Annotated in this window: 20 protein-coding genes and 2 pseudogenes; 6 read left to right on the top strand and 16 right to left on the bottom strand. The window is 52.2% G+C overall.

The window, feature by feature from the left end; all coding sequences use genetic code 11:
* Window positions 1–44: 44 nt before the first annotated feature.
* The 6 genes from ACMWKA_RS10980 to ACMWKA_RS11005 all read right to left on the bottom strand — a co-directional run bounded on the left by ACMWKA_RS10980 (window position 45) and on the right by ACMWKA_RS11005 (window position 8,817).
* Window positions 45–1,979, bottom strand: coding sequence for an exoribonuclease II (locus ACMWKA_RS10980; RefSeq protein WP_414760201.1), 1,935 nt, complete (start codon window positions 1,977–1,979; stop codon window positions 45–47).
* Window positions 1,980–2,067: 88 nt separating this feature from the next.
* Entirely contained in the window at window positions 2,068–3,054 is a 987-nt protein-coding gene (locus ACMWKA_RS10985) for a CMD domain-containing protein (RefSeq protein WP_038419675.1), read from the bottom strand.
* A 154-nt stretch (window positions 3,055–3,208) separates the two neighbouring features.
* A complete protein-coding gene (gene fabI, locus ACMWKA_RS10990; protein ID WP_013096384.1) occupies window positions 3,209–3,997 on the bottom strand; it encodes an enoyl-ACP reductase FabI in 789 nt (262 codons plus the stop codon).
* Window positions 3,998–4,268: 271 nt separating this feature from the next.
* Window positions 4,269–7,364: a multidrug efflux RND transporter permease subunit gene (locus ACMWKA_RS10995; protein ID WP_414760202.1), complete on the bottom strand. Its 3,096-nt coding sequence runs from the start codon at window positions 7,362–7,364 to the stop codon at window positions 4,269–4,271.
* Window positions 7,365–7,399: 35 nt separating this feature from the next.
* Window positions 7,400–8,302: an ABC transporter six-transmembrane domain-containing protein gene (locus ACMWKA_RS11000; RefSeq protein ID WP_040022219.1), complete on the bottom strand. Its 903-nt coding sequence runs from the start codon at window positions 8,300–8,302 to the stop codon at window positions 7,400–7,402.
* A 128-nt stretch (window positions 8,303–8,430) separates the two neighbouring features.
* A complete protein-coding gene (locus tag ACMWKA_RS11005; protein WP_044158342.1) occupies window positions 8,431–8,817 on the bottom strand; it encodes a hypothetical protein in 387 nt (128 codons plus the stop codon).
* Window positions 8,818–9,132: 315 nt separating this feature from the next.
* Between ACMWKA_RS11005 and ACMWKA_RS11010 the strand changes: the two genes are divergently transcribed.
* Together ACMWKA_RS11010 and ACMWKA_RS11015 are read left to right on the top strand one after the other, a co-directional pair.
* Entirely contained in the window at window positions 9,133–9,837 is a 705-nt protein-coding gene (locus ACMWKA_RS11010) for a response regulator (protein ID WP_020690953.1), read from the top strand.
* Window positions 9,834–10,901, top strand: coding sequence for an ATP-binding protein (locus tag ACMWKA_RS11015; RefSeq protein ID WP_029883563.1), 1,068 nt, complete (start codon window positions 9,834–9,836; stop codon window positions 10,899–10,901). Before ACMWKA_RS11010 ends, ACMWKA_RS11015 begins: the two co-directional genes overlap by 4 nt.
* Before the next feature lie 12 nt (window positions 10,902–10,913).
* On the opposite strand, the gene ACMWKA_RS11020 is transcribed toward ACMWKA_RS11015, so the two are convergent.
* The 4 genes from ACMWKA_RS11020 to sapC all read right to left on the bottom strand — a co-directional run bounded on the left by ACMWKA_RS11020 (window position 10,914) and on the right by sapC (window position 14,716).
* Window positions 10,914–11,828, bottom strand: coding sequence for an ATP-grasp fold amidoligase family protein (locus tag ACMWKA_RS11020; RefSeq protein WP_414760203.1), 915 nt, complete (start codon window positions 11,826–11,828; stop codon window positions 10,914–10,916).
* A gap of 197 nt (window positions 11,829–12,025) precedes the next feature.
* Window positions 12,026–12,832: a putrescine export ABC transporter ATP-binding protein SapF gene (gene sapF / locus ACMWKA_RS11025; RefSeq protein ID WP_013096393.1), complete on the bottom strand. Its 807-nt coding sequence runs from the start codon at window positions 12,830–12,832 to the stop codon at window positions 12,026–12,028.
* Window position 12,833: 1 nt separating this feature from the next.
* On the bottom strand, window positions 12,834–13,826 hold the full coding sequence (gene sapD / locus ACMWKA_RS11030) for a peptide ABC transporter ATP-binding protein SapD (RefSeq protein ID WP_013096394.1): 993 nt from the start codon (window positions 13,824–13,826) through the stop codon (window positions 12,834–12,836).
* On the bottom strand, window positions 13,826–14,716 hold the full coding sequence (gene sapC / locus ACMWKA_RS11035; protein WP_020690956.1) for a putrescine export ABC transporter permease SapC: 891 nt from the start codon (window positions 14,714–14,716) through the stop codon (window positions 13,826–13,828). Before sapC ends, sapD begins: the two co-directional genes overlap by 1 nt.
* A gap of 134 nt (window positions 14,717–14,850) precedes the next feature.
* Here sapC and ACMWKA_RS11040 point away from each other — a divergent pair, with 134 nt between their 5' ends.
* Complete coding sequence (locus ACMWKA_RS11040) at window positions 14,851–16,080, top strand: tyrosine-type recombinase/integrase (protein WP_414760211.1); 1,230 nt, start codon at window positions 14,851–14,853, stop codon at window positions 16,078–16,080.
* A gap of 221 nt (window positions 16,081–16,301) precedes the next feature.
* On the opposite strand, the gene ACMWKA_RS11045 is transcribed toward ACMWKA_RS11040, so the two are convergent.
* The 6 genes and pseudogenes from ACMWKA_RS11045 to ACMWKA_RS11070 form a co-directional block, all read right to left on the bottom strand.
* Entirely contained in the window at window positions 16,302–16,541 is a 240-nt protein-coding gene (locus ACMWKA_RS11045) for a DUF4060 family protein (RefSeq protein WP_014832196.1), read from the bottom strand.
* A gap of 38 nt (window positions 16,542–16,579) precedes the next feature.
* Window positions 16,580–17,665: a RecT family recombinase gene (locus ACMWKA_RS11050; protein WP_094084384.1), complete on the bottom strand. Its 1,086-nt coding sequence runs from the start codon at window positions 17,663–17,665 to the stop codon at window positions 16,580–16,582.
* 9 nt (window positions 17,666–17,674) lie between these two features.
* Window positions 17,675–20,812 (bottom strand): RecE family exodeoxyribonuclease, encoded by a 3,138-nt coding sequence (locus ACMWKA_RS11055; RefSeq protein ID WP_414760204.1) that lies wholly within the window; start codon window positions 20,810–20,812, stop codon window positions 17,675–17,677.
* Window positions 20,813–20,952: 140 nt separating this feature from the next.
* A complete protein-coding gene (locus ACMWKA_RS11060; protein WP_414760205.1) occupies window positions 20,953–21,117 on the bottom strand; it encodes a YdaE family protein in 165 nt (54 codons plus the stop codon).
* A pseudogene (locus tag ACMWKA_RS11065) lies at window positions 21,110–21,265 on the bottom strand (hypothetical protein); the annotation flags it as partial. The gene ACMWKA_RS11060 and the pseudogene ACMWKA_RS11065, both read right to left, overlap by 8 nt.
* 366 nt (window positions 21,266–21,631) lie before the next feature.
* Window positions 21,632–22,024: a helix-turn-helix domain-containing protein gene (locus tag ACMWKA_RS11070; protein ID WP_414760206.1), complete on the bottom strand. Its 393-nt coding sequence runs from the start codon at window positions 22,022–22,024 to the stop codon at window positions 21,632–21,634.
* A 99-nt stretch (window positions 22,025–22,123) separates the two neighbouring features.
* On the opposite strand from ACMWKA_RS11070, the gene ACMWKA_RS11075 reads away from it, so the two are divergent.
* The 3 genes and pseudogenes from ACMWKA_RS11075 to ACMWKA_RS11085 form a co-directional block, all read left to right on the top strand.
* A complete protein-coding gene (locus tag ACMWKA_RS11075; protein ID WP_045337420.1) occupies window positions 22,124–22,351 on the top strand; it encodes a transcriptional regulator in 228 nt (75 codons plus the stop codon).
* A gap of 1 nt (window position 22,352) precedes the next feature.
* On the top strand, window positions 22,353–22,904 hold the full coding sequence (locus ACMWKA_RS11080) for a toxin YdaT family protein (RefSeq protein WP_414760207.1): 552 nt from the start codon (window positions 22,353–22,355) through the stop codon (window positions 22,902–22,904).
* Between the two features lie 84 nt (window positions 22,905–22,988).
* A pseudogene (locus ACMWKA_RS11085) lies at window positions 22,989–23,405 on the top strand (replication protein); the annotation flags it as partial.
* Between the last annotated feature and the right edge of the window lie 94 nt (window positions 23,406–23,499).

Below are 23,499 nucleotides of genomic sequence, written 5' to 3' on the forward strand. Positions count from 1 at the left end.
GTCGGCCCGTCCGGCAAGGAAAGGGCCGACAATTGAACAGCTTATCAGGCGGCAGGGCGCGCGATGATGCTGCGGGTTTCCATGCGGACTTCGGCGATAGTTACGTCAATCACGTCGGTGACCTTGTAAACCGTTTCACCTTTGATTTGCACAGTCCCGTTTTCCTGGCTACAGACCAGTTCATCGCGAACGGCATGCAGGAACGGCGCAGGGATAAAGGCCACCGCCCCGTTATCCACCAGACGTACGCGCATCCCCCCACGGCTGATATCAATGATTTCTGCAGCGAAGCGAGTGTCTGTGCCGGCTTTGTCCTGCAGGAAGCGGGCGTACAGCCAGTCACCTACGTCACGTTCCGCCATGCGGTTCAGGCGCCGACGATCTGCCATCTGCAGGGTAGTGTCATCCTGAGGACGCGCAATTGATTCGCCCTTAATGATCGCTTTCAGCAGGCGATGGTTAACCATATCGCCATACTTACGAATTGGAGATGTCCAGGTGGCGTAGGCTTCAAGACCGAGGCCGAAGTGTGGGCCAGGCTCAGTGCTGATCTCGGCAAAGGACTGGAAGCGACGAATACGGCTGTCGAGGAAACCAGAAGGCTGTGCGTCCAGCTCGCGGCGCAGCTTGCAGAAGCCCTGCAAGGTCAGCACTTCTTCCGGGTCAACATGCACATCATGGTTCTTCAGTAAGGCGGCCAGCGCTTCGGTGTTCGCCGGATCAAACCCGGTATGAACGTTATAAATGCCGAAGCCGAGCTTGTCGCGCAGCACACGTGCGGCACAAATATTGGCGGAAATCATCGCTTCTTCGACGATGCGGTTCGCAATGCGTCGTGGTTCGGCCACGATATCCAGCACTTCGCCTTTTTCGCCCAGAACGAAGCGATAGTCCGGACGATCCTTAAACACCAGCGCATGGGTTTGACGCCACTCGCTGCGGCTCAGACAGATGCGGTGCAGCAGACGAATCTGTGCGGCAACGGCCTCAGAGGCCGGTTCCCAGCTGCCCGTGTTCTCCAGCCAGTCAGAGACGTCGTCGTAAGCCAGCTTGGCTTTAGATTCAATGGTGGCGGCGAAGAATTCGATATCATCTTCAATTGTGCCGTCCGCAGCAATGGTCATGCGGCAGGCGAGCACCGGACGCACTTCGTTCGGCCGCAGCGAACAGAGATCGTCGGAGAGTTCACGAGGCAACATCGGGATGTTAAAGCCCGGCAGATAGTTGGTGAACGCACGGATTTTCGCGATATCGTCCAGCTTGCTGCCTTCGGCAATCCAGGCGGTAGGATCGGCAATGGCCACGGTTAACAGCAGTTTGCCGTCGGCATGTTCTTCAGCGTACAGCGCATCATCCATATCTTGCGTACTGGCGCTGTCGATAGTAACAAACTCCAGGGCAGTCAGATCGCGACGCTCAAGACCTTCGTCCTGCATCTCGGTGGCGACGCCGTTCGGGGCTTCTTTCTCAAGGTTATGGCGCGCAAGCGTAACCCACCACGGTACAAAATGGTCATCACCGAACGTGATGAACTGGGTCAGTTCCGCATAGAAACCGCGTTCGCCTTTCAGTGGATGACGGCGCATTTCCGCAACGGCCCAGTCACCTTCTTTAAAATCATGCTCAACGCCGCGAGCGGCACGGCAGGGGATGGCGTCTTTCAGCAGAGGATGATCCGGCACGATGGAGAGACGATCGTCTTTTCTCTGTACCTTGCCCACAAAACGGGTCAGGAACGGCTCGATCAGTTCTTCCGGCTCGGCAGATTCACGCTCTTTTTCGGTATGAATAACCGCCATGACGCGGTCGCCGTGCATCACTTTCTTCATCTGCGGTGGCGGAATGAAGTAGCTTTTCTGCGCGTCGACTTCAAGGAAACCAAAGCCTTTTTCCGTGGCTTTTACGACCCCTTCTGCACGCGGCGTCTGGGAATGCAGTTGCTGTTTAAGCTGCGCTAGCAGCGGGTTGTCCTGAAACATAATGTTCTATTTTCGTAGCCATTGAGCGGCTGACAGTTTTACGCGATTCTCACTGCCACAGCAAGCGCTCTTTGGGTAAATAGTATGGTTATTCCGCTTTGCCAAGCGCCACTTTCAGGCGCTCCAGCCAGCCGTCTAACGCGCTTCGCGTAAGCAGTGCAATCGCCCGGCCAGCGGGAAGTCCTTCTTCCGTGAGCGGGTTAAACTGTGCTGCACTGAAACGGTCCGGTGAACGTGTCAACAACTCCACGGCCGCTAAGAGCGCCGGCGACGCGGCCCGGTCTTCTACGCGGCAATGGTTCAGGATTTCTCCCGTCAGATCGAGCAACGTGGGTTCGTGGCAGAGCACAGGCGTCAGCGCCTGAAGGGCGGGCTCGGCTTGCCAGCGTGAAAGCGACTCAAGTTGATGCGCACTGGCATAGCGCAGTTCCACGACAGGCAGTAGAGCGATCCAGGCGCCGGGCCTGGCGGGCAGCGTGTGCGGTTGAATATGGTGTCCCGGCAGCCAGCGTACGGGGTGGCCCAGCAGCGCCTGAAATACCGCTACCACGCGGGCCTGAAAACCGATGAAGCCAATAATCTGGCTGATGAGCACGATGTCATACGTTGTCAGACCCACCTCATCAAGCTGGTTCTGCGCTTTATCATCAATGACATCCGGTGAGCTGGCAAGCTGGCGGGCATACTGCGTGATCTGGGCCAGACGGCGGTTACTTTCGCGAGAGGAGTCCGGGCCGGGAAGGGGGGCGAGAAGGGCGGCGTAGTGGTTACAGAGCCTTTGAACGCCGCAGGCCTGCGCCACCGTCAGCGCGGTACTCAGCCTGTCGTAGGCACTCAGCGTATACAGACGGTTGACGGCGATATCGAGTGGAAACAGCCGGTGACATAACGCCCGGGCAGGAGTAAGCCAGCCAGCACAGGCAGTAACAATCTCATCCGGTAAGGCTAAATCGAGCAAAAAACGATCGTCGACGTTAGCGGCTTCGGGCACCAGAGGCAGGACATCCGTCTGCGCGTGGTTTGACTGGGTTTCGTGGTACCAGTGGCCTTTGCCGGAAAAACGGCGTTGTTCCATGGGCGTTCCTTGATCTCAAAATGGCGATCAATATCCTGGCGTAAGGCGGATGAGGGGAAAAATATTGTTAGGTGATAACAAATAGCAGAACGGAATAACGAGAGAGGGCGGGGCGGGAAAAACTCTCTTCCCGGGCGGGAAGAGAGTCACAAACTTATTTAATTTCCAGCTCGTTCATTGCAGCGATGTTGAAGCCGCCGTCAACGTGAACCACTTCGCCGGAGATACCCGCGGAAAGGTCAGAGCACAGGAATGCTGCAGAGTTACCCACATCTTCAATGGTAACGGTACGACGAATCGGGGTAACCGCTTCGCAGTGTGCCAGCATTTTACGGAAATCTTTGATACCGGAAGCCGCCAGGGTACGGATTGGACCTGCAGAGATGGCGTTAACGCGCACGCCTTCAGGGCCCATTGCGTTCGCCATGTAGCGGACGTTTGCTTCCAGAGACGCTTTAGCCAGACCCATCACGTTGTAGTTAGGGATTGCGCGCTCTGCGCCCAGGTAGGACAGGGTCAGCAGGGCGGAGCCCGGGTTCAGCATGGCACGACAAGATTTCGCCATCGCAACAAAGCTGTAAGAGCTAATGTCGTGAGCGATTTTAAAGCCATCGCGGGTTACCGCGTTCACGTAGTCACCGTCCAGCTGGTCGCCAGGTGCGAAGCCGATGGAGTGAACGAAACCGTCAAATTTATCCCACGATTTTGCCAGTTCAGCAAACATGCCATCGATGCTTTCATCTTGTGCAACGTCACATTCCAGAACAATGCTGGAACCCAGCTGCGCGGCAAATTCTTCAACACGGCCTTTCAGCTTGTCGTTCTGGTAGGTGAACGCCAGCTCAGCGCCTTCGCGATGCATTGCCTGTGCGATGCCGTATGCGATGGACAGTTTGCTGGCAACGCCGGTTACCAGAATGCGCTTACCGGAAAGAAAACCCATAGCTTTAATCCTTATATTCATTGCTTATTTTGCCTTGTAATTCATAGCGTTACAGGCAGTATTTCAAAATTATTCGAAATCAGCTCGAAATTATAGCCCACTCACTGCCCCTTGTGTCACGCTATTTCTCGCGAATCTCCCGGGAATGAACGCGCGTAAGGGGCTGATATGGGAAACGCGGCTGTGAAAATTTCGGCATTCGTCCAGTATATCACCCGGCGTCAGGTTCACCTCATCCAACCAGCATCGAAGCGTGATCCCGTAAAGCGTTTCACCTTTTTCTGGCGTGCTCGATGAAACGCGCGACGACAATAAAGAAAACCGGGACGAAGAAAATGGCGAGAAATGTACCGCTAATCATACCGCCGAAAACCCCGGTGCCAATGGCATGCTGCGTGCTGTCACTTGCGCCACGGGCCAGCATTAACGGGACAACCCCTAGCGTAAAGGCCAGTGAGGTCATCAGAATGGGGCGCAAGCGTTGCCGGGCAGCCTGTAGCGTTGCTGCCACGATTGTTTCCCCCTCCCGCTGCAGCTGCCTGGCAAACTCGACAATCAGAATGGCGTTTTTTGCAGACAGCCCGATCAGGGTGATCATCCCCACCTTGAAGAAAACATCATTTGTCATGCCGGCAATGTGTACGGCCGCTACCGCGCCAATAAGACCCAATGGCACGACCAGCATAACCGCGAAGGGTATAGACCAGCTCTCATAGAGCGCGGCAAGAACCATAAACACAACGAGGATCGACAGCACAATAAGGCCGGGAAGCTGTGACTCAGACGCTTTCTCCTGCAATGAACTCCCGGCCCATTCCCCTGCGATACCCGCAGGCATCTCTCTTGCCAGCGCTTCCATGGCTTTCATTGCCGTACCGCTGGATTCACCCGAGGCGGCACTTCCTGTAATGCGTATCGCAGGATAACCCTGATAGCGGTTCAACTGCTGGGGCGCAACGTTCCATGAAAGGGTGGCAAACGTAGAGACCGGCACCATCTGTCCCGTCCGATTTTTTACCGATAAGGCTAACAATTGTTCGGGCTGCATGCGGTAGGGCGCATCGGCCTGAACAATCACCTGTTGAACGCGGCCGTTATTGGTATAGTCATTAACGTAACTGGAGCCCGTGGTCACAGACAAGGTTTGATTAATTTCGTCAAACGAGACGCCCATGGACTCGGCTTTTTCCCGGTCGATCTGAATCGCCAGGCTGGTGCCATCCGGCAGGCCATCTATGTAGACATCATTCAGTTCAGGCCGTTGATTTGCCTGCTGAACAAGGTCATCCGCAGCCTTTTTTAGAGCCTGATATCCCAGTCCTGCCCGGTCCTGCAGATAGTAAGTAAATCCGGATGAGGTCCCCATATCCGAAATCGCCGGAGGGAGCAGGCTCATCGTCACGGCATCAGAAACGCTCTCCATGCGCGACTGGATAGCGTTTGCTTCATCCTGGGCGGTGATCCCTTGTCGGTTTTTCCAGTCCTTAAGCGTGGTAAAGGCCATGGCCGAGTTGGGGCCAGAACCTGAAAAGCCAAAGCCCAGGATCATAATGTTGCTCTCAATCGCCGGTCGCGATGCAATTTCCTCTTCAAATTTTTCAACCACTTTAAGGGTACGCTGCATGGTCGCATCAGACGGCAGTTGCAGGGATGACATAAAGTAGCCCTGATCTTCATCCGGCAGAAACGAGGAGGGCAAAGACGACAGGCCAGCAAACAGGGCAGCGCAAAGGGCAACATACAGCAGCAGCATGCGGCCCGTTCGTTTTAATACGGCGCCCAGGCTGGAGGCATATACCGCCGTGAGGGCGTGAAAATGCGCGTTAAACCAGGTCGCAAATTTCCCGGCCCCTCTCTTGTTCGCCTCATGGGGCTTGAGTAACGTGGCACAAAGCGCGGGTGTCAGCGTCAGCGCCAGAAAGGCCGATAACAAAATGGAAATGGCCATTGAAATACAGAATTGTCGATAGATGATCCCCACCGATCCCTCAGCAAAGCCCATCGGGATAAACACCGCTGTGAGCACAAGCGTGATACCCGCGATGGCAGGGGTGATTTCCTGCATGGCCTGCCGCGTGGCTTCGCGCGGTGAAAGCGCTTTTTCTTCCATCAGTCTTTCGACGTTTTCAACCACGACGATGGCATCATCAACGATAATACCGATTGCCAGCACCATGCCGAACATGGTCAGGATGTTGATGGAATAACCGCTGAGCAGCATGATCGTAAAGGTGCCCAGGAGCGCCACCGGGGCGACAATCGCCGGAATAAGCGTGCAGCGTATCTTGTGCAGAAAAAGCAGCATGACCAGAAACACCAGCACCATCGCTTCAACAAACGTCTGTACCACCTTCATAATTGAAAGCTTTACGAAGGGTGCCGTATCAAAAGGGACGGTGAAGGTCATTCCCTCCGGAAGCACGTGAGAGAGCTCATCAATGCGCGCCCGCACGCCTGAGGCGGTACTGATGGCATTCGCTCCCGGCGACAGCTGGATTGCGGCTGCCGTCGCCGGGACGCCGTTTTCGCGAATACCGTACGCATAGCTTTGCAGGCCGGACTCAATGCGGGCAACGTCCGACAGCTGCAGGCGGGCCCCTGTGGTATCGGATTTAAGGGTAATATGGCGAAATGCCTCGACCGAAGAAAGTTGTCCTTTAACCGTAATCGGATAAGTCACTCCCTGGCCTTCTGTTGCCGGTTCATCGCCCGTTCTGCCGGGGGAAACAATGGTATTCTGCTGGCTGACTGCCGTAAGCACATCGCTCACCGACAGCCCATAGCTGTGAAGCTTCATCGGATCGAGCCAGATACGTAGCGCTTTCTCACCACCAAAAAGCTGGACTTTGCCAACCCCCGGCACGCGGCGAAGCTCATCGCTAATATTTCTGGCAAAATAATCGCTCAAATCCGCTTCCTGAAATTTCCCGGAGGTGGATTTTAACCCCACCATCATCAGAAAACCGGCGTTCGCCGCCTCGACGTTAATGCCGTTTTGCCGGACCGACTGAGGCAGACGCGGCTCGACAATTTTTATCTGATTCTGAAGATCCATCTGCGCCAGTTTAATATCTGTGCCTGGCTTAAACGTCACCGTAATTGAGGCTGAACCCGTGGTGTCACTCGAGGATTCAAAATAGAGCAAATTATCCACGCCGGATATTTCACGTTCGATAAGAGAGACGACCGATGTATTCATTACATCAGGGCTGGCACCGGGATACGAGACAGTAATGATAATACCCGGCGGTGCAACGGACGGATATTGCGCAACCGGCAGCCGGGGAATGGACAACACGCCCGTCAAAACAATAAAAAGCGCGACGACCCAGGCGAAAACAGGACGATCAATAAAAAATTGCGGCATGAGGGTTACTTCCAGTCAACTAACAGTGAAACGCATTACGGGTGCAGTGCCTCGTCATCGGTCGATACTCGTTTACCGATGTCTCTGAGCTGTGAAAATTTCTCAAGGAGTTGCGGGGCGTCATCCAGGCTTGTCGCAAACATCCACATATAGGTCATCACGGAGTAGATATGACCCGCCGTAATACCCGTCGAGTGGGTCATCAGGATAATGGTCAGCGTAAAAAGCAGGGCGATCAGCGAACCAATCAGTAAATATCCCCACGCTTCGCGGTCAGAGAGCGCAATACGCAAGTGTGCAAGCGTAGAATAATGACGTTTGAGGGTCGCAGAGCCCGCTTTATGTACATAATCCACCTCTTTCTCGAGGCGGTTATTGAGGCGTCTGAACAGCAATTCATTCTTATGGGTGAAACCGGAAACAAATCCCATCAGGATTAAGACGATGATGGCGCAGACGATGCCAGCCCAGAATTCAATGATCAGCAGCATAATGGCTGCACCAAAAAGCGAACTCATTGAGGTAATGAGCATGGGCAGATGCATTTCAAAGAAATCCACGAACTCACGCGATAAGGTAACTCTCGCCGCGATTGTCGAATGATTAAGCTGATATTTTCGCTGAGCCAGCACCACAGAGACCGCAAGCCCGGCGTAAATCCGTGCGAAGGTGCGCGTGTCCACGCTGCGCCTGGCGGCACCAATGCACCAGATAAACAGAACCATTAGCCCATACAGTGCAGCGCTCACGGTATCCCCGGCGAGAATGGCATTTATCGCGATCCCCGCAAGTACGGGATAGAGTAAAAAGGTCACATTTTCGGCAATAACCAGAAAGAAGGTAATAAATAGCTTCTTGCGGTGCCGCACGGCAAGTGCCTTGAGCGAGCCAACAACCCCGGAAACGACCGGAGGACGATGAGTATTTTTAAGGATCATATTTTTCGAGTTATTAATGCCAGAGAGCAGGGGAATTCCATCAGGAATTTATCCATTAACCGTTACTTTATACAGCGCATGTTTAGTACTGATGTGCGATTTGTGGAGGTTATATGGAGACAGTAAACTTAAATCATCCTTAACATGAGATAAATGGGTGAGCCAACAAAAAATATAATGAGAAAACATTCGCAGTAAAACACCAGATCGGCAATATCAGGTGCGATGTTTAACAAAATACTGAAAATGATGATCAGGTAGATAAAAATCAATGCCAGGCACAGGGCCATGACAAGGAGTTCCGTCAATCCGCCTCCTTTATGTTGAATCGCAAGAAAAAACGATGTCGCTGCGATACAACCATAAATAACAGGTGAGGAGATAATGGTTGCCGCCACTTTTTCATCGACTTCATGTATCAGGATCATCCAAAGATGCAATAATCCCCACGATACAATAAGAAACAAACATGACGTGCCAATGTTAGCAGGTGAGACATATCTATTAATATTCATGGTGAGTGTCTTCGGGTATTAATGAAAGCAATTGATAGACCGGGGTGCGTGCGAGAAGTTCAACGGTTTATTCTCTTTGGTCGCTTTTTTTTCTGAATAAAAAAATTACGTCTGTATATGGAGTATTTATTTCCGAAATGTGGAGGAAGTGTGGAGACAATAACCTAAGGGGGTTCGGTTGTGGCAGAAATGTTTATAAAAAGTCGTCGCCCAACGGCACTTTTTTGTCGTGCGTGGGTCTTAGACTTTTATAAAATGACGTATAGCGTATTTTCTCAACATAATAGAGACGCTTTCAGTTCCTGTGGAGATAAAATGTACAAAAATAATTTAATCCTTGTCGCCGAAGATGAAGATGAAATCGCCGATATACTGATGAGCTACCTGCAGCGGGCTGGGATGAAAACGTTAAGGGCAACTGACGGTGAGCAGGCGATAAACCTGACGCGTCTGCATAAACCGGATCTCATTTTGCTGGATATCCAGTTGCCGGTATTTGATGGCTGGAGCGTTCTTACCACGCTGCGCCGGGAGAGTACGGTGCCTGTTATTATGGTCACCGCCCTCGATCAGGATGTTGATAAGCTGATGGGATTGCGTCTGGGCGCTGATGACTACGTGATCAAGCCTTTCAATCCCTCTGAAGTTGTCGCGCGAGTCGAAGCTGTACTGCGCAGGACGAAGGCTCACGTTCAACAGGTGGCTGCAATGCCGCTCAGGACGCCCTTCATCACGGTCTACCCGGATGATTTCTATATAGAAGTTACGGTGGGGGAAGAGGTGGTTTGCCCGGTATTGACCACCACAGAATTTAAACTGCTGACTTACCTGGTCAGGAACCCAAGAAAGGTCTGCTCTCGTGAGGAATTACTCAATGCCTGCCTGCCGGAAGGCGATACCTTAGACAGAACGGTCGACAGCCACATGAGCAAGCTGCGTAAAAAACTGGAGCTTGCAGGTCTTCATGGCGTGCCAGAAAGCATTAGAGGAATGGGCTACCGGCTGGGAGAAAAGAAATGAGCAGAGAGTCTGTTCTGAGCCGCCAGATTCTGACCTACATGTTAACGCTGGCATTGATGATTATCGCCATCGCTATTCTGGGGTCCTGGCTGTTTTACAGCTTCGTACTCGATTACCTTCCGGGCGGCGTAGCGGCCGGTAACGATGAAAATATGACGATGTGGGACTGGGTGTGGATCGTGACGGTCTCTGCAATCAGTGTGATGATTTCCCTCTTTTTAACCGTAAAGCTGTCATCGCGTATCCTCACGCCATTAAACGCGGTAGCCACAAGCCTGAAACGCATCTCGCAGGGCGAGCTGGATGCCAGGGCCTGGTGCGCCAGTTCCCGGCTTGGCGAGATAAATCATCTCGTCAACGACTTCAACGAAATGGCTGAAAAATTACAGACGCTGGACAGTCAACGTAAATCCTGGAATGCGGCGATTGCGCATGAGTTGAGAACGCCCGTCACGATTTTACGCGGGCGGCTTCAGGGGCTCGTCGACGGTGTTTTTACGCCGGAACCCGTTCTGTTTAATAACCTGCTTAAACAAACCGAAGGGTTGGCGCGGCTGATAGAAGATCTCCGGGTTGTCAGCTCAGACGGCGGTGCCGGTTATACGTTATACAAGAGTGAAATCGATCTGAAGGAAACCCTCGAAACGGCGCTGGAAACCTTCAGACCCGAGTTTGAGCGTAAGCAATTTACTCTTCGTACCGAACTTAAAGCCCAGCGGTGTCTCTGCGATCCGCTACGTATTAATCAGTGCTTAACCGTGCTGTTCGACAATGCGCTGCATTATTCGACATCACGTAAACTCATCGTAAAAAATGGCGTGTTTGGCAGAGAAAATTACATTCTGATTCAGGACGAAGGGCCGGGCATTCCCCGCGAATTTCATGATTTTCTCTTCCAGCCCTTTCAGCGGGATAAAGGGGCCAGACAATTGAATCCTGAAGGGTGTGGTTTAGGGCTGTCGGTGGTCAAAGCCATTATGTCTGCGCACGGTGGCGATGTCACCTATGTGTTGACGAAGCAAAACCACTCCCTCTTCAAATTAACCTGGCCGAACGCGTCGTAACTGCGTACAGGCTCAAATGAGCCTGTTTGCGACGGGCGTCATTTGCCACATTTCACCTAACCTGGCATCCCATTCCGGCGGCGTGATAGTCAGTTTGCCCCGTTTCGGGCTTAACGTTATCTCACTGAAGTAGATCTCGTCCCGGGTGAGCATGAGATCGACACGGCAATAGTCAATCCCCAGGGCCAGTGCTTGTGCCGCCAGCAGCGCTTCCTGATAAGAGGCAGGCTTGGGTATGTCCTGCGGAGTGTTGGGATATTCCATCTGGAAAGGCTGCAACTGCCAGTGGCGATCGTAAACGTTGATAAAACCATTGCCGCTTTCATCGGTGAAATCAGCTTCCACAAACTGCGCGACACCGTGGAAACAATGAATCCTCAACATTTCGGGTGTTGTGTTTTTGTCCGCGTCATTAAAGAGATCGATATACTTCTCGCACAGAATAACTGGAGGGATGTTTTTATATTGCCATTCCCGTGTGGTGTAATATAAATTTCTCTTTAATGCCAGCCGGAGTTTGTTTTGCGATTTTTTAAGGTCAAATTCAGCTTTGTTTGTGCATATGATCGCGCTTCCACTGTCATGGTTGCACTTTAACACAAATTTATGCGGCAGTTTCGTCATGTCGATGTGCTCAACGCGACGGTATACGCCAATCAATGGAACGATTTTTAGACGTTGCGTTCTCGACAGGACATATTCCCGTACAGCCAGTTTATCCGCCAGCATCGTATAATGCGCATTATGGTCATAGACCAGACGATGACAAATTTTTTCGTTCAGGGTAGCAGGTGATTTTATATCAAATGTGTCACCGTGGGTTGCTTTGAGACGGGACAGATGAAAGTTAATGTCTGATATTAAATAAGACCGACACTTCCTGAGCAGATACTCAAGGTGTTTTAAATAATATGTGGTTTTGTTCATTTTCTCCTCCGAAATATCTGCATATTCTGAAGGAGAAGGATTGATTCTTATTGCCTGGAGTATGGAGGAAAAATGGAGAGCCGCTTATAAAGCGGATGGCGATGTGCAACGCAAAATAAAAGGATTAAACGACCTGTTTAATCCTTTGAAGTCCTGAGTCGAAATATTCGCTGTCGCGGGGGACGCCTGACGGGCGGTTACCGATCCTTTCTCCATGCATCAGCAGTTAGCGCTTCACCAAAATGTCCGGCAATCAGGCGTTTTGTTAAATCGTGGAGTGGGGAAGCCAGCACATCCGCCGTGCTGCCGCGCTCGACAACTTCACCCTGATGCATGACCATCACCTGGTCGCTGATGTGTTTCATCATGCCAAGATGTTGGGTCACATAGATATAAGAGATCCCCTGTTTTTCCTGCAGTTCCAGCATCAGGTTAATTAACTGGGAACGCATCGACATATCCAGTGAGGCGAGGGCTTCGTCAGCAATAATTACCTTCGGGCGCAAAATCAGGGCACGCGCCAGCCCCAGACGCTGCTTCTGTCCCGGAGCCAGCATATGCGGGTAGTAACTCTCATGATCGGGCAGCAGTCCGACCATACGCAGGGTTTCAAAGATACGTTTACGACGAGCGTCAGGCTCCAGATCGGTATTCAGCCGCAGCGGGAAATCCAGGATCTGCGAAATACGCTGGCGCGGATTGAGCGAGGTGGAGGGATCCTGGAAGATCATGCGGATGCGCTGGCTGCGGAAGGAGTAATCGCCGAATGCCAGCGGATGATCGTCAATCAGCACTTCACCGCCGCTTGGCTCAACCATGCCCGCCAGCATTTTAGCCAGCGTGGATTTGCCGGAACCATTCTCGCCAATAATCGCCAGCGTCTGCTTTTCACGCAGCGTAAAGCTCAGCGGTTTCACCGCTTCCACGGTCTGGCGATGGAACAGCCCGGTGCGGTAGCGAAAGGTCTTACTCAGGTTGCGTACTTCCAGTAAGGTTTCGACCATTTCACTCTCTCTCCATGTTCAGCGGGAAATGACAGGCGTAAAGATGGTTTTTCGCCCCCGTCAGACGCGGCGTTTCAATACACTTACGCTGAGCATACGGGCAACGTGGCCCAAGACGACAGCCTATCGGCAATGATTCCAGAAGCGGGATCGCACCCGGCAGCGTGTTCAGACGGCTCTTGTGCGGCATGGCGCTGCCAAAATCCGGGATCGCACGAATCAGCGCCTGGGTGTAGGGGTGATGCGGCGTGGTGATTAGATCTTCACTGGGGGCGGTTTCCACCGTTTGCCCACAGTACATCACATCAATTTTATCCGCCCATTTGCTGAGCATTTGCAGGTCGTGACTGATTAGCAAAATGGTGGTGTTGTTATTCTGATTCAGCCGCGTCAGCAGACGGAATATCTGCGCCTGCGTGGTCGGCTCCATCGCGTTTGTTGGTTCATCCGCAATCAACAGGCGCGGCTGATTGGCCAGCGCGATGGCGATCATCACTTTCTGGCATTCACCGTCGGTGAGTTCGTAGGGGAAACTGCGCATTGCGTCTTTATGATCTTTGATCCCGACGCGGTGCAGCAGCTCAATGGCGCGGCGTTTGCGCCAGCCGAAACGCTGCCACCAGCGGCCTTTATAGGTCCAGCCGGGGATATTTTGCATCAGCTGCTTACCTACGCGCTCGGACGGGTCAAGGCAGGATTGTGGCTCCTGGAAAATCATCGAGACGTTATGGCCGACCAGCTTGCGACGCTCGCGCGGAGAAAGGCGCAGCAGGTCGATATCATCAAAACGCATGCGGTCGGCGGTGACGCGCCAGTTGTCCTTCGCTACACCACAAATGGCTTTGGCGATGAGGCTTTTCCCGGAGCCGGATTCGCCCACCAGCCCGCGAATTTCACCTTCAGCAAGCGTAATGCTGATTCGATCGACAGCCTTAACCCAGCCCTCACCGGTTTTAAACTCGATGGTGAGGTTGCGGATATCAAGAAGCGGCATTATTGCACCCCCGCATTAATTGCGCGGCGAATACCGTCGCCCAGCAGGTTAATCAGCAACACGCTGACCATAATGGCCGCACCCGGTAACATAACTGTCCACGGGGCGACGTAGATAAGCTCCAGCGCATCGCCCAGCATCGCACCCCATTCCGGTGACGGCAGTTGGGCACCCAAATCGAGGAAACCCAGCGCAGCGATATCCAGTATCGCCATCGACAGGGCGCGGGTGATCTCGGTGACCAGCCCGGCTGCGATATTCGGCAGGACGGCAAACCAAAGAATATTCAGCGTGGTGGCACCGTCCAGACGGGCAGCAACAACATACTCTTTCTCCAGTTCGTCATGCACCATGCTGTACACAGAGCGAACGATACGGGGCAGGATTGCCAGCCACACGGCAAACATGGCATGCGTCAGGTGCGGCCCGGCAAAGGCCACCACAATGATCGCCAGCAGCAGCGATGGGATAGAGAGCAGGGTGTCCAGAATGTGATTCAGCACCGCCGAGCGCAGACCGTGGGTGGAGCCAGCAAAAATGCCCAGCGCCAGACCGCAAACTGTGGCGGCGAGCGTCACCACAAACGCGCCACCCACCGTTGGGGCGGCACCGCTCAGCAGGCGGCTCAGCACATCACGGCCCAGATCGTCGGTGCCCAGGAAGAAGGAAACTTCCCCATAGCGCGACCACGACGGGGGCAACAGTTGATAGCCGAGGAACTGCTGGTCGATACCGTACGGCGCAAACCACGATCCAAATACGCACAGCAAGACCAGACCGGCACAGCCGTACAGGCCGATCATTGCCGTGGTGTCACCATAGAATTTACGCCACACGGTACGTAGCGCACCGGGCGTGCGCTTTTCACTGTATACGCTATCGTAGGGCATATGAATCCGTTTTAAGTTTGTTTTTCATGCTTTATGTCTTTTGAAAAATTCCGCCATTATCAACACATTGCCTGCTCTAAGTGCTTTAATTTTGTATATCGCGCATTAATTTGAAGGTTATCAATTTACGCAAAATGTGTACACTATTGTGTATATCTTTTCCCGGAGTGTACACATTGCTAACCGATACAAAACTGAGAAAAGCTCTTGGCAAAAAGAGAGACAAAATCGAGGTCATTTCAGACGCTCACGGCTTGAATGTCAGATTGTCTACATCCGGCAGTATAACATTCTTTTACCGCTACAGATGGAACGGAAAAGCGGCTCAATTGACGATCGGCGATTATCCGACCATATCATTAGCTCAGGCGCGAGAGCGTAGACAGCAGTTCAGAGTCTGGCTTAAAGAAGGGTTCGATCCGAGACGACAGACCGTACTGGAGAAACAGAAAAAAACTGATGCGATTACCGTAAAAGAAGCCTTTGATTACTGGGAAAAGCATTACTGCATTCCTGAAGGCCTGGTAAAAATCCACGTGAACCGCCGGGACTTCAACAACCATATCAATCCTGTGCTGGGGAATATGATCGTAGATCAGACCACAAAGGCACATTGGCTTAGCCTGTTCGACGGTATGGGAAGAAGGGTGGTTACAGGGCAAATGTTAGGGTTGATGCAGCGTGTTTTTCGTTTCTGCTCTAACAGAGGAATAATCAACCTTAACCCAATTGAGAGTCTCAGGCGATCTGATGTGGGGCTCACCGCGGCAGTTAAAGACCGAAGATTGAGCGACGAGGAGATCAAAACTGTCTGGAATGCTTTGCCTGAAATGAGGGAACGACAACAGCTGATCATGAAGTTTCTCATTCTGACCGGTTGTAGAAGTACGGAAATAAGAACGGCAAAGTGGGAATGGTTCGATCTTATGGACCAAACATGGACCATTCCAGCAAGTGATTATAAAACAGGTATATCCGTCAGGAGAGCGTTACCGGATGCTGTTGTAAAGCTGATGAAATCTCATAAAGAAACATCAATGTCAAAGCATGTTGTTACGTTGTCACGCTATAAGGGGCCAGAGGATGACAGGCCGCCTCTTCAGCCTAACGTTGCGTTATTTTCTGCCCAAATAATTTCCAAGACAGGAATGAAGCCGTGGTCCCTCCATGACCTTCGACGAACCGTGGCGACGCGACTTTCTGAATTAGGTGCGCCGCCACATGTTGTTGAGAAACTGCTTGGCCATCATATGGCAGGTGTCATGGCGAGGTATAACCTGCATGACTACATTGATGATCAGCGCCATTGGCTTGCGGTATGGCAGAACCATTTGGAGAAACTGGTTGGTCATCCTCTGGTTTGATGCCCACTTTTTCTTCCCACTCCAGGAGGTCTGAAAGTCTCCAGCGCTTCGGGCTTCCATTTATCTTCGGCTTCGGAAATGGTTGTGAAAAATATGCCGGCATTCTGGAAGGGGTGCTCCAAAAGTACAGCGTGCTCCGCGAAATTTTGTATCTTGATAAAACTTCACTGGTGATCAAGATATCAACATTCGTATAAGTTGTTTCATTCATATTGCACCTCTCAGTTGCATTGTCCCGGCAGATTGCGCAGCCTGCGGGCACCATTCATGGCTGTCGCAACGTAGCTGGCCCGGCGGTTAACGACTTCCACTGTTACCTTTATTCCATCAACCACTACGGTGTATGTGGTCTTGGTTTTCTGTCTGGCGAATTCACCGTAAGTTTCGACGTGCTTCGCGAGAGCGGCATCACATGCCTGGCGAGCCAAAGGGGATTGCTTACTGCGATTAATCAGTCGCATTTCTTCTCCTTGAGGGAGGGTTTCCCCTCCCAATCTCGTTAGTTCACGTATTCCGGTTTCATATCCGCCAGGGTGATGCTGAACTGCTCATGCAGTTCATCGCCCAGGTGACGCTTTGAAGATGCCAGCACGCGTTCAGCTTCGCCAAAGCGTTCTGCCGCGTCGGGTTCATCCGGAGATGGCAGGGAGTTGATCGCCGCTTCCACCTTATTGCGAGCATCAACCAGGTAGTAGCGCTTCACTGCTTTGTTCTTAAGCTCGGTAAACAGGGCAGAACCCAGCGTTGCTTTCACGGTTTCAATATCTGCGCGCAGAGCTTTAGCGCTATCCACATCCTGAGCCGCCTCGATGCGGTCACGAAAATCATCAGCAAGTGCATCGATGTTTTGAGCTGATTCCTGAGCCGTTTGAGTCGGGGTGACGTTCTCACCTGAAATATCTGCAAGGCTTACGTGCTGCACCGGTGCCGGATTTACCTCTCGTTCTTCACGGCGATCATCGAGTTCATCCGGGGTGTAGACACCCAGAATCACATCCGGGCAGAACAGTCTCGCCCAGCGTTTGACGGCCAGGTACGCCAACTGCTGGCGTGGGTCGTCAGCCCAGAGAGTAGAATTTCGGGTACGGGCCTGAGCCAGCAGCAAATCGAGTTCTCTCGGCTGATCTTCACCTTTAAGCGTTGCGCGGATGATGATGCCGATTCCGGCTTCGTCAGCCAGGGTCCAGCCCGGGACGCGGTACTCGCCTTTGTCGCCTTTGCGGATATGGAATTTTCCAACGACCTTTTCCCATGGCCCATACCATTCATATTCAAACCGGCTGGCCAGCACGCCGCTGCGTGAAATGACGGCATTAACGAGCTGCGCTTCATACCCGAGCACACCGTTAATCAGGTGCGTCTTCTGCGCCACGGCAAAGGGATTCATTTGCCACTGCGCCGCTTGCATCGCTACAGCCATGCAGTCGGCCTGATTGCCCTGCAGGTGTTTAGGAACGGTGGCGGTGCCCTGCGCCATAATTTGCGCGAACGTGCTGATGGCGTTCAGATACTGGGAATCGAACAGAGCCACGTTGGAGTTAATAACGGTGTTCTGGTCAGCAACGGTAACGTTAGTGTTATTCATAAATCTCCCTTAAGCCTGAGTGCGCAGCGCTTCAAGGCGGCGCATGTCAAAGTCGTTCAGTTCATCGGTGTAATCGGTAGTGATCGGCGCTGGCCATTCGCCCGTATCGAAGCCGGTTGCGATGGCGCGCATCATTTTGCGGTACTCGAGCATGCCCAGTTCCAGCAGTTCAGTGGACGCCTCGATGATGGCGATCCAGTGGTAGTTCTCGTCTTTGTTGACGAAAATCCAGAAGAACTGGTCCAGCGCCGCGGTCTCGCAATACATAGCCGCACTGAGGTGGTAGTCCCGATCAATGATTTCCCGATGCAGCCTGGCGCGCAGGCTTTCCTGCTTCACATTCCACATGCTGATGGTTTTCAGGTCAGCACCGATGCGCACGCCGTCCAGTTCAATCTCGAGGTCAGGGCGTACACGCACTTCTAGGCCCGTTTCCTCGTCAAAGCCGAAGTAACTCACTTCAACAGCGCGGCTTGGATGTGTCAGCAGCATGCCAGCGGTCGGGTGCGCCAGGAGCGCAGACTGAATTGCCCGTGCCGTGGCCAGCTGCTGGCGGGTAACCAGAATTTTTTCGCCAGGGTTGTCGCGCCAGGCATCCAGCAGTTCGTCGGCGAATATGGCATCGGGCTTAACCGACTTAACTGCCTGGATCATGTCTGCTTTGGTGCCGGACACTTTCAGCGGCGTCGGTTTCTGCGCTTCCTGTGCGACCAAATCAGGATTGATAATCGCTAATTGCTCGAGTAGCGCATCACGGCTGCCGCTGGTTTTAACCGACACGGGCAGGGTGGCGTTGTACTCTTTAATGCATGCCTTCATTGCCGTTGCTGTCTGCTTCTGGCCTTCTTCAATACGCTGGTACTGAGCAGGGAGATCCATATAGCTTTGAGCCGTTTCTTCCAGGCTGGCGCCAAGCGGCACCGGAGCGGGAAGGGACGCGTTATGTTCTTCAAGCAACGCTTTAATCTCGTCTGAGCTCAGCAGCGTCGGCAGGCTGGCGTTGTACGCGTCAATGAACTCGCGCAGGGTTGCGGTGGTAGTGAAAGCACCCTCTGGGATCTCAGGCTCCACGCTGAACTCTGCATCGAGGGTTTCCGGCTGCAGTGCAAGGGCGTGCACCAGGTTCCCCATGTCCAGAACTTTGGATGCTGCGCGCGGGATAGTTTTAGCCACATGGCGCGCGTTGAAGTACATCAGGCTGACGCGGGCATCTTTTACTTGGGTTGAGCTAATACCGTTTGCTGCGTGATAAACCTCATTCGGCAGACCTTCGTAGCGGCCAGGCTCGAAGTAAGCCGGGTATTCGATTACTGGCTCTGACTGCTGCTCTTCCGGCGCTACGGTAACTGCTTGCGTATTAGCTGCATCGGCGCCTTCGCCTGGTTGTACCGGATCAGTATTTTCGACTTTCTTTGGCTTAGCCGTTTCCATCTGCACATCGCTGGTGGTCTCCGCTGTGTTTTCCGTTTTTTCGACTTCATTTGAGGGGATATCGATGACCGGGGCGGTATTTCCTCCCATCAGTCCATCGATGGAGAACATGCCGCTGCCGAGATTTTCAACCTGCGGTTGTTCAACAGGTGCTTCGGTCTCAACAGCCGGAGTAGACAGCGGCAGCAACTCCACAGCAGAGTTAAACTCAGCCGTTATGGTTTTATTCACAAACTCAAGATGAGCCGCTGGCGTGTGATGAATGTTTTCTGGTGCGATGCGGATCAGATTGAAGATTGCCGCACGGTTCACCGCCAGTATGCCTGGTTGATTGCGTAAGATTGCGCTCCATGACTTCCATGGCTCTTCTTTCTTGGCCACGATTTCTTTGGCGCGTCGTAACACGCTCGAAGGAATTTCGAAGTGATGGAAGTCCATAGGCAGTAGGGCACAGGCAATCTCAAGATCGAGAGTGTCCAATGTGTGATGCGCACCTTCGCCGCGGTCAGTAACATAGCCGCCATCAGCGTTAGTGCCTGAATCAGTACGTTGCACGCTGCTGATGAGGTTTCCGGCTGCCCATTCGCGAACGAGAATGCCGCGGTCAATATAATCAGTCGCCGCCCAGATCCTGGTGAAACGGAGAACTAAAGCGAGTTCGTGACGCTTTTCCTGGCTGAACACTTTGCGAATGGCGTCGGTATACCGCCAAAGGTCTTTGGTGTCGTAACCCTTAACCTCTTCGCAGTTTTCTGCCGCCAGCAGAAGGTTCTGGACATAGCTGTTGTCAGTGTCCATCTCCAGTGCGCTGATACCTTCGTATTCTTCGCGGGTTAAGTGGTGGCGCAGTATGTCGGCGGAGAACTGGGCGAGTAGCTGTTTGCGGAACGGCATACGAACGACTGGATAACGTGTGGTTTCGTCATCATTCTCGTCAATCTGGATACCGTTATCAGGTTCCAGAACCTGATCGGTTGTAACACCGGTCTCGCTGGCGCTTTCTGATTTGAGAAGATTAAGCTTTCCGCTCCTCCACTCTTCAATTAACTGATTGCGATCGCTGGCATCTGCTCTCGCCCAGTCAGCCATGAATGCAGCGATAATTTCAGTTTCGTGCGCTTCATCTGGCGCGAATACCTGCTTAATCGCCTGAACCAGTTTCCACTCAGCGTTCAGGCTGAGTTCGGCAACTTCAGGGATGTCGTTTTTCGCCAGCAGCAGGTTCTGGAGATAGGTGTTGCCTTCATCCAGTGACATTTCGCTGGCAGCCAGCTGCTGCTCTTTACTGATGTATGACTGGTATTTGTCGTTGGTCAGGTGGACGGCAAAACGGACCGCTGGAGTGCGGTTTTCAAGCGGGACACTCTCGACGGAATTTTCGACATTAACGGACGTTTCCGATGCCGCGGTGTTGTCCATGGCTCCAGTAGACTCAGCACCAGCCTTTGGCAGCCAGGTGCGTCCATCGTCCTGCAGTTTGTAACGTTTGCACCAGGTGTAATCCACGGTGCTTTCTTTCGGGAGGTCGTTATACACCGGGAAATCGGTGCGAACCGGTTTGGCGTAATCCTTACCGCGTCCGGTTTCAATACCGGCATCTTCGAGCTCAACATCGAGCTGCAGGTTGGCACGGGCTTCTGATTTCGCAGTGAACCAAATCACTGCGTCTTCTTTGCCGGATTTCTGCGTAGCCTTAACTACATAGAAAAATTCCATGTGAGATCCTCTTTTTTGGATGTAAGATCCCCGGGCCAGAGAAAGCGCCCATTGGGTGAACTTTGGTTTTTTAAGTAGTTTTCCGGTGTAACTTTGGTCGGGAGCACCGGACGTACGGGCCGCCTTGCGCGGCTTTTACGTTATGCCTCGTGGGCCATCTGGTCGTACGAAGCACAACGTTCAGAGCAGTATTCTTTTTCTTTGCGCGCCAGCTGTGCGCCGTTGCAATAGAGAAGGGTACTTTTGACTACTTTCGCCGGTTCAACCGGCTTGCCGCAGTACCCGCATTTCGTTGAGCTACACATCTGGATTCCCCTTTTGCGCCAACAGGTAGCACAGGCGGCGAAGAATCACCTCGAAGAGGTTCAGTTTCACGGCCTGTTGCCGTCCTGGTTTGCGTGCGAAATCAATCATTCTCACCCTCGTTTGCCTTATCGCCGGCCAGCGGAACGTTTACACCTGATGCGCGTTAATCTCTCCACCTCATCCGACTGTTCGTACGCCGTCGGCGGCTACTTCGTGGGCATCCTGCCTTGGTGGAACGTGATGCGTCTTGGTGAGTTAGATTAAACACAAAGTTTAAGTCTTAGTCAACATAATGAGTAACTTTAAATAAACAAAATGTTTAAATGGTGCTTATGGAGAGTGAAATTTTGTTCTTTGGAGGCAAAAAAATTCGACGAAATGGTACGGGCTGGCAGTCCGGGAAATGGGCGCTTAGTACAAAAGATGTGCTATTTATTCGAGGGGCATAAAAAAAGGCCACTTTAGGGCCATTTCTTATAGTAGATCTTTACGAATCATTGCTGAAAGGAGTACTCAGTCATCCTGCGAACGAATCCGGCCTTTGATATATTTATCATATAGTTGGTCCAGCTCTTTCAGGCGAAGTGCAAAGATGCGAAGCATGTTCTGTTGCTCTTCTTCGGGAAGCTGACGGTAAAGTTCCAACAGGCGTTGTTCGTCCGGCTTCAGTCCATCTTTTTCGCCAACATCTTGGCCAAGCAGCCACTCAAGGCTCACCCCAAGCGCATCCGCCAGCTTAATCGCTGAGCTTTTACCGATTGTCCCACGAACGAACCAGTTATTGACCGACTGAGCACTGACGCCACAAATACGGGCCATGTCTGATTTGGTCAACTTCTTAAGCTCAAGAACCTCGTTAAGCCGCTGAACTTGTGGGTGGTTAATCTGATGAGTTTTTTCTTTCATGACTTGATTCTAAACCAAAAGTTTATTAGCTCAATTTTCAAAATGTTGACACATAATTAAACTAAATGTTTAATGTAAGTGTTAAAACTGGAGATGAATATGAAAGCAATTGATAAGGCAATTAACAAAGCAGGAACTGCCTCTCGCTTAGCTGAATTGCTAACCGTAAGCCCTATGACAGTCAGTCATTGGAGAAATCGCTACGAAGGAGTTGTTCCCGCAGATCGCGTTTTGCCCATTTTCACGGCTACAGGCGTAACTCCGCACGAACTACGACCTGATCTATACCCAAACCCAACAGACGGTTTACCTAAACAGGAGCCTTAAAATGCAGACTGTTTCATTCCAACAGAATAACAGAGCTTCCTCTAATCCACTGATATTCCCGTGTCATGAAAGCGAGCCGGTATATCGGGAGATCGAGCATCGCGATATATGCTCAGCGGTCCGTGCTTGGGCTGCAGTAGAAGGGCGCGTAGCAGTTGCGCTTCAAATCCAAGAGGCGGCGGAAGAACTTCAACTTGATGGCGTGGATTTGTCAGGCCAGGCAGATGTCTGGAACGTGAAGCTGTTCCGATGGCTGGACAACAAAGAAGACTCAGCATCGTACCGAAAGAACGTCGAACAGCTGGTGCCCGCGATCATGTCTGTATTACCGATTCGATATCGCGACCGTGTAGTAAAGAACGACTCGTTCGCTTATCGCATGGCCAGGTTGGAAAAGGAAGTGAGTGAGGCGAAGCAAGCTCTGATGCTCGATGCACCGAAGAAGGAAAAGCTGAAGGAGTTAGGCGAGGGGATTTTTGAGATGTTCCGTGTCGATCCGGACCTTACTGCGCCGCTGCTGGCGATGGTGACAACCATGCTGGGGGCAATGTGAAGACTTCAGAAAAGGCGAAAGCCGCGGTGCTCGAACACCAACGGCTTTCAGGTGCAAAAACGGAGTGTAATTGCGGAGCTAAGTATGTCAAACACAGCTGAAATTATCAATTTCCCCCACAGAACCGAACAACCGGGAGGTCGTATGGCCGACCTGTCGAACGGGTATACCAAGGTCGCTAACGAGATTCAACAGCTCAAGCCTCGTCTGAGAATGTCAGGCCGGGAGTGGCAGTGTTTTGAGGCGGTGATCTGGCTTACCTACGGCTGGAACAAGAAACAGGACCGCGTTACTAACACGGTGATTGCCGAGCTTACAGGGCTGAGTGATTCGCATGTCTCTGATGCGCTCAAATCGCTAGCTGAACGCAAAATTATCTTCAGTCAGAAGCAGGGTGTGATGAAAATGGTCGGTATAAATACTGACCTTTCAGCCTGGATTTTAGACAAACCGAAAACGGGAAAAGTCTTCCCGAAATCGGGAAAAGTGTTACCGAAAACGGAATCTATGGTCACTCCCGTTTTTGCAACACCGATTTTGACGACAAGTTGGCTTGCTTGAATCTATCCGGCGTCTGAATGGGATTTTATTCCCG

Source organism: Enterobacter sp. 03-F-07-AD-ECC (genome assembly GCF_047530935.1).
GTDB classification, from domain to species: Bacteria; Pseudomonadota; Gammaproteobacteria; order Enterobacterales; family Enterobacteriaceae; genus Enterobacter; species Enterobacter cloacae.

What these genes read in the sequence shown, in the direction of transcription:
- ACMWKA_RS11045 (WP_014832196.1), bottom strand. Translation starts at nt 16,541, where the DNA reads ATGCGACTGATTAATCGCAGTAAGCAATCCCCTTTGGCTCGCCAGGCA.
- fabI (WP_013096384.1), bottom strand. Translation starts at nt 3,997, where the DNA reads ATGGGTTTTCTTTCCGGTAAGCGCATTCTGGTAACCGGCGTTGCCAGC.
- ACMWKA_RS11075 (WP_045337420.1), top strand. Translation starts at nt 22,124, where the DNA reads ATGAAAGCAATTGATAAGGCAATTAACAAAGCAGGAACTGCCTCTCGC.
- ACMWKA_RS11010 (WP_020690953.1), top strand. Translation starts at nt 9,133, where the DNA reads ATGTACAAAAATAATTTAATCCTTGTCGCCGAAGATGAAGATGAAATC.
- ACMWKA_RS11015 (WP_029883563.1), top strand. Translation starts at nt 9,834, where the DNA reads ATGAGCAGAGAGTCTGTTCTGAGCCGCCAGATTCTGACCTACATGTTA.
- ACMWKA_RS11000 (WP_040022219.1), bottom strand. Translation starts at nt 8,302, where the DNA reads ATGATCCTTAAAAATACTCATCGTCCTCCGGTCGTTTCCGGGGTTGTT.
- ACMWKA_RS11060 (WP_414760205.1), bottom strand. Translation starts at nt 21,117, where the DNA reads ATGTGTAGCTCAACGAAATGCGGGTACTGCGGCAAGCCGGTTGAACCG.
- sapD (WP_013096394.1), bottom strand. Translation starts at nt 13,826, where the DNA reads ATGCCGCTTCTTGATATCCGCAACCTCACCATCGAGTTTAAAACCGGT.
- ACMWKA_RS10995 (WP_414760202.1), bottom strand. Translation starts at nt 7,364, where the DNA reads ATGCCGCAATTTTTTATTGATCGTCCTGTTTTCGCCTGGGTCGTCGCG.
- ACMWKA_RS11040 (WP_414760211.1), top strand. Translation starts at nt 14,851, where the DNA reads ATGTGTACACTATTGTGTATATCTTTTCCCGGAGTGTACACATTGCTA.
- ACMWKA_RS11055 (WP_414760204.1), bottom strand. Translation starts at nt 20,812, where the DNA reads ATGGAATTTTTCTATGTAGTTAAGGCTACGCAGAAATCCGGCAAAGAA.
- ACMWKA_RS11005 (WP_044158342.1), bottom strand. Translation starts at nt 8,817, where the DNA reads ATGAATATTAATAGATATGTCTCACCTGCTAACATTGGCACGTCATGT.
- ACMWKA_RS11070 (WP_414760206.1), bottom strand. Translation starts at nt 22,024, where the DNA reads ATGAAAGAAAAAACTCATCAGATTAACCACCCACAAGTTCAGCGGCTT.
- ACMWKA_RS11080 (WP_414760207.1), top strand. Translation starts at nt 22,353, where the DNA reads ATGCAGACTGTTTCATTCCAACAGAATAACAGAGCTTCCTCTAATCCA.
- ACMWKA_RS11020 (WP_414760203.1), bottom strand. Translation starts at nt 11,828, where the DNA reads ATGAACAAAACCACATATTATTTAAAACACCTTGAGTATCTGCTCAGG.
- ACMWKA_RS10980 (WP_414760201.1), bottom strand. Translation starts at nt 1,979, where the DNA reads ATGTTTCAGGACAACCCGCTGCTAGCGCAGCTTAAACAGCAACTGCAT.
- ACMWKA_RS10985 (WP_038419675.1), bottom strand. Translation starts at nt 3,054, where the DNA reads ATGGAACAACGCCGTTTTTCCGGCAAAGGCCACTGGTACCACGAAACC.
- sapC (WP_020690956.1), bottom strand. Translation starts at nt 14,716, where the DNA reads ATGCCCTACGATAGCGTATACAGTGAAAAGCGCACGCCCGGTGCGCTA.
- ACMWKA_RS11050 (WP_094084384.1), bottom strand. Translation starts at nt 17,665, where the DNA reads ATGAATAACACTAACGTTACCGTTGCTGACCAGAACACCGTTATTAAC.
- sapF (WP_013096393.1), bottom strand. Translation starts at nt 12,832, where the DNA reads ATGGTCGAAACCTTACTGGAAGTACGCAACCTGAGTAAGACCTTTCGC.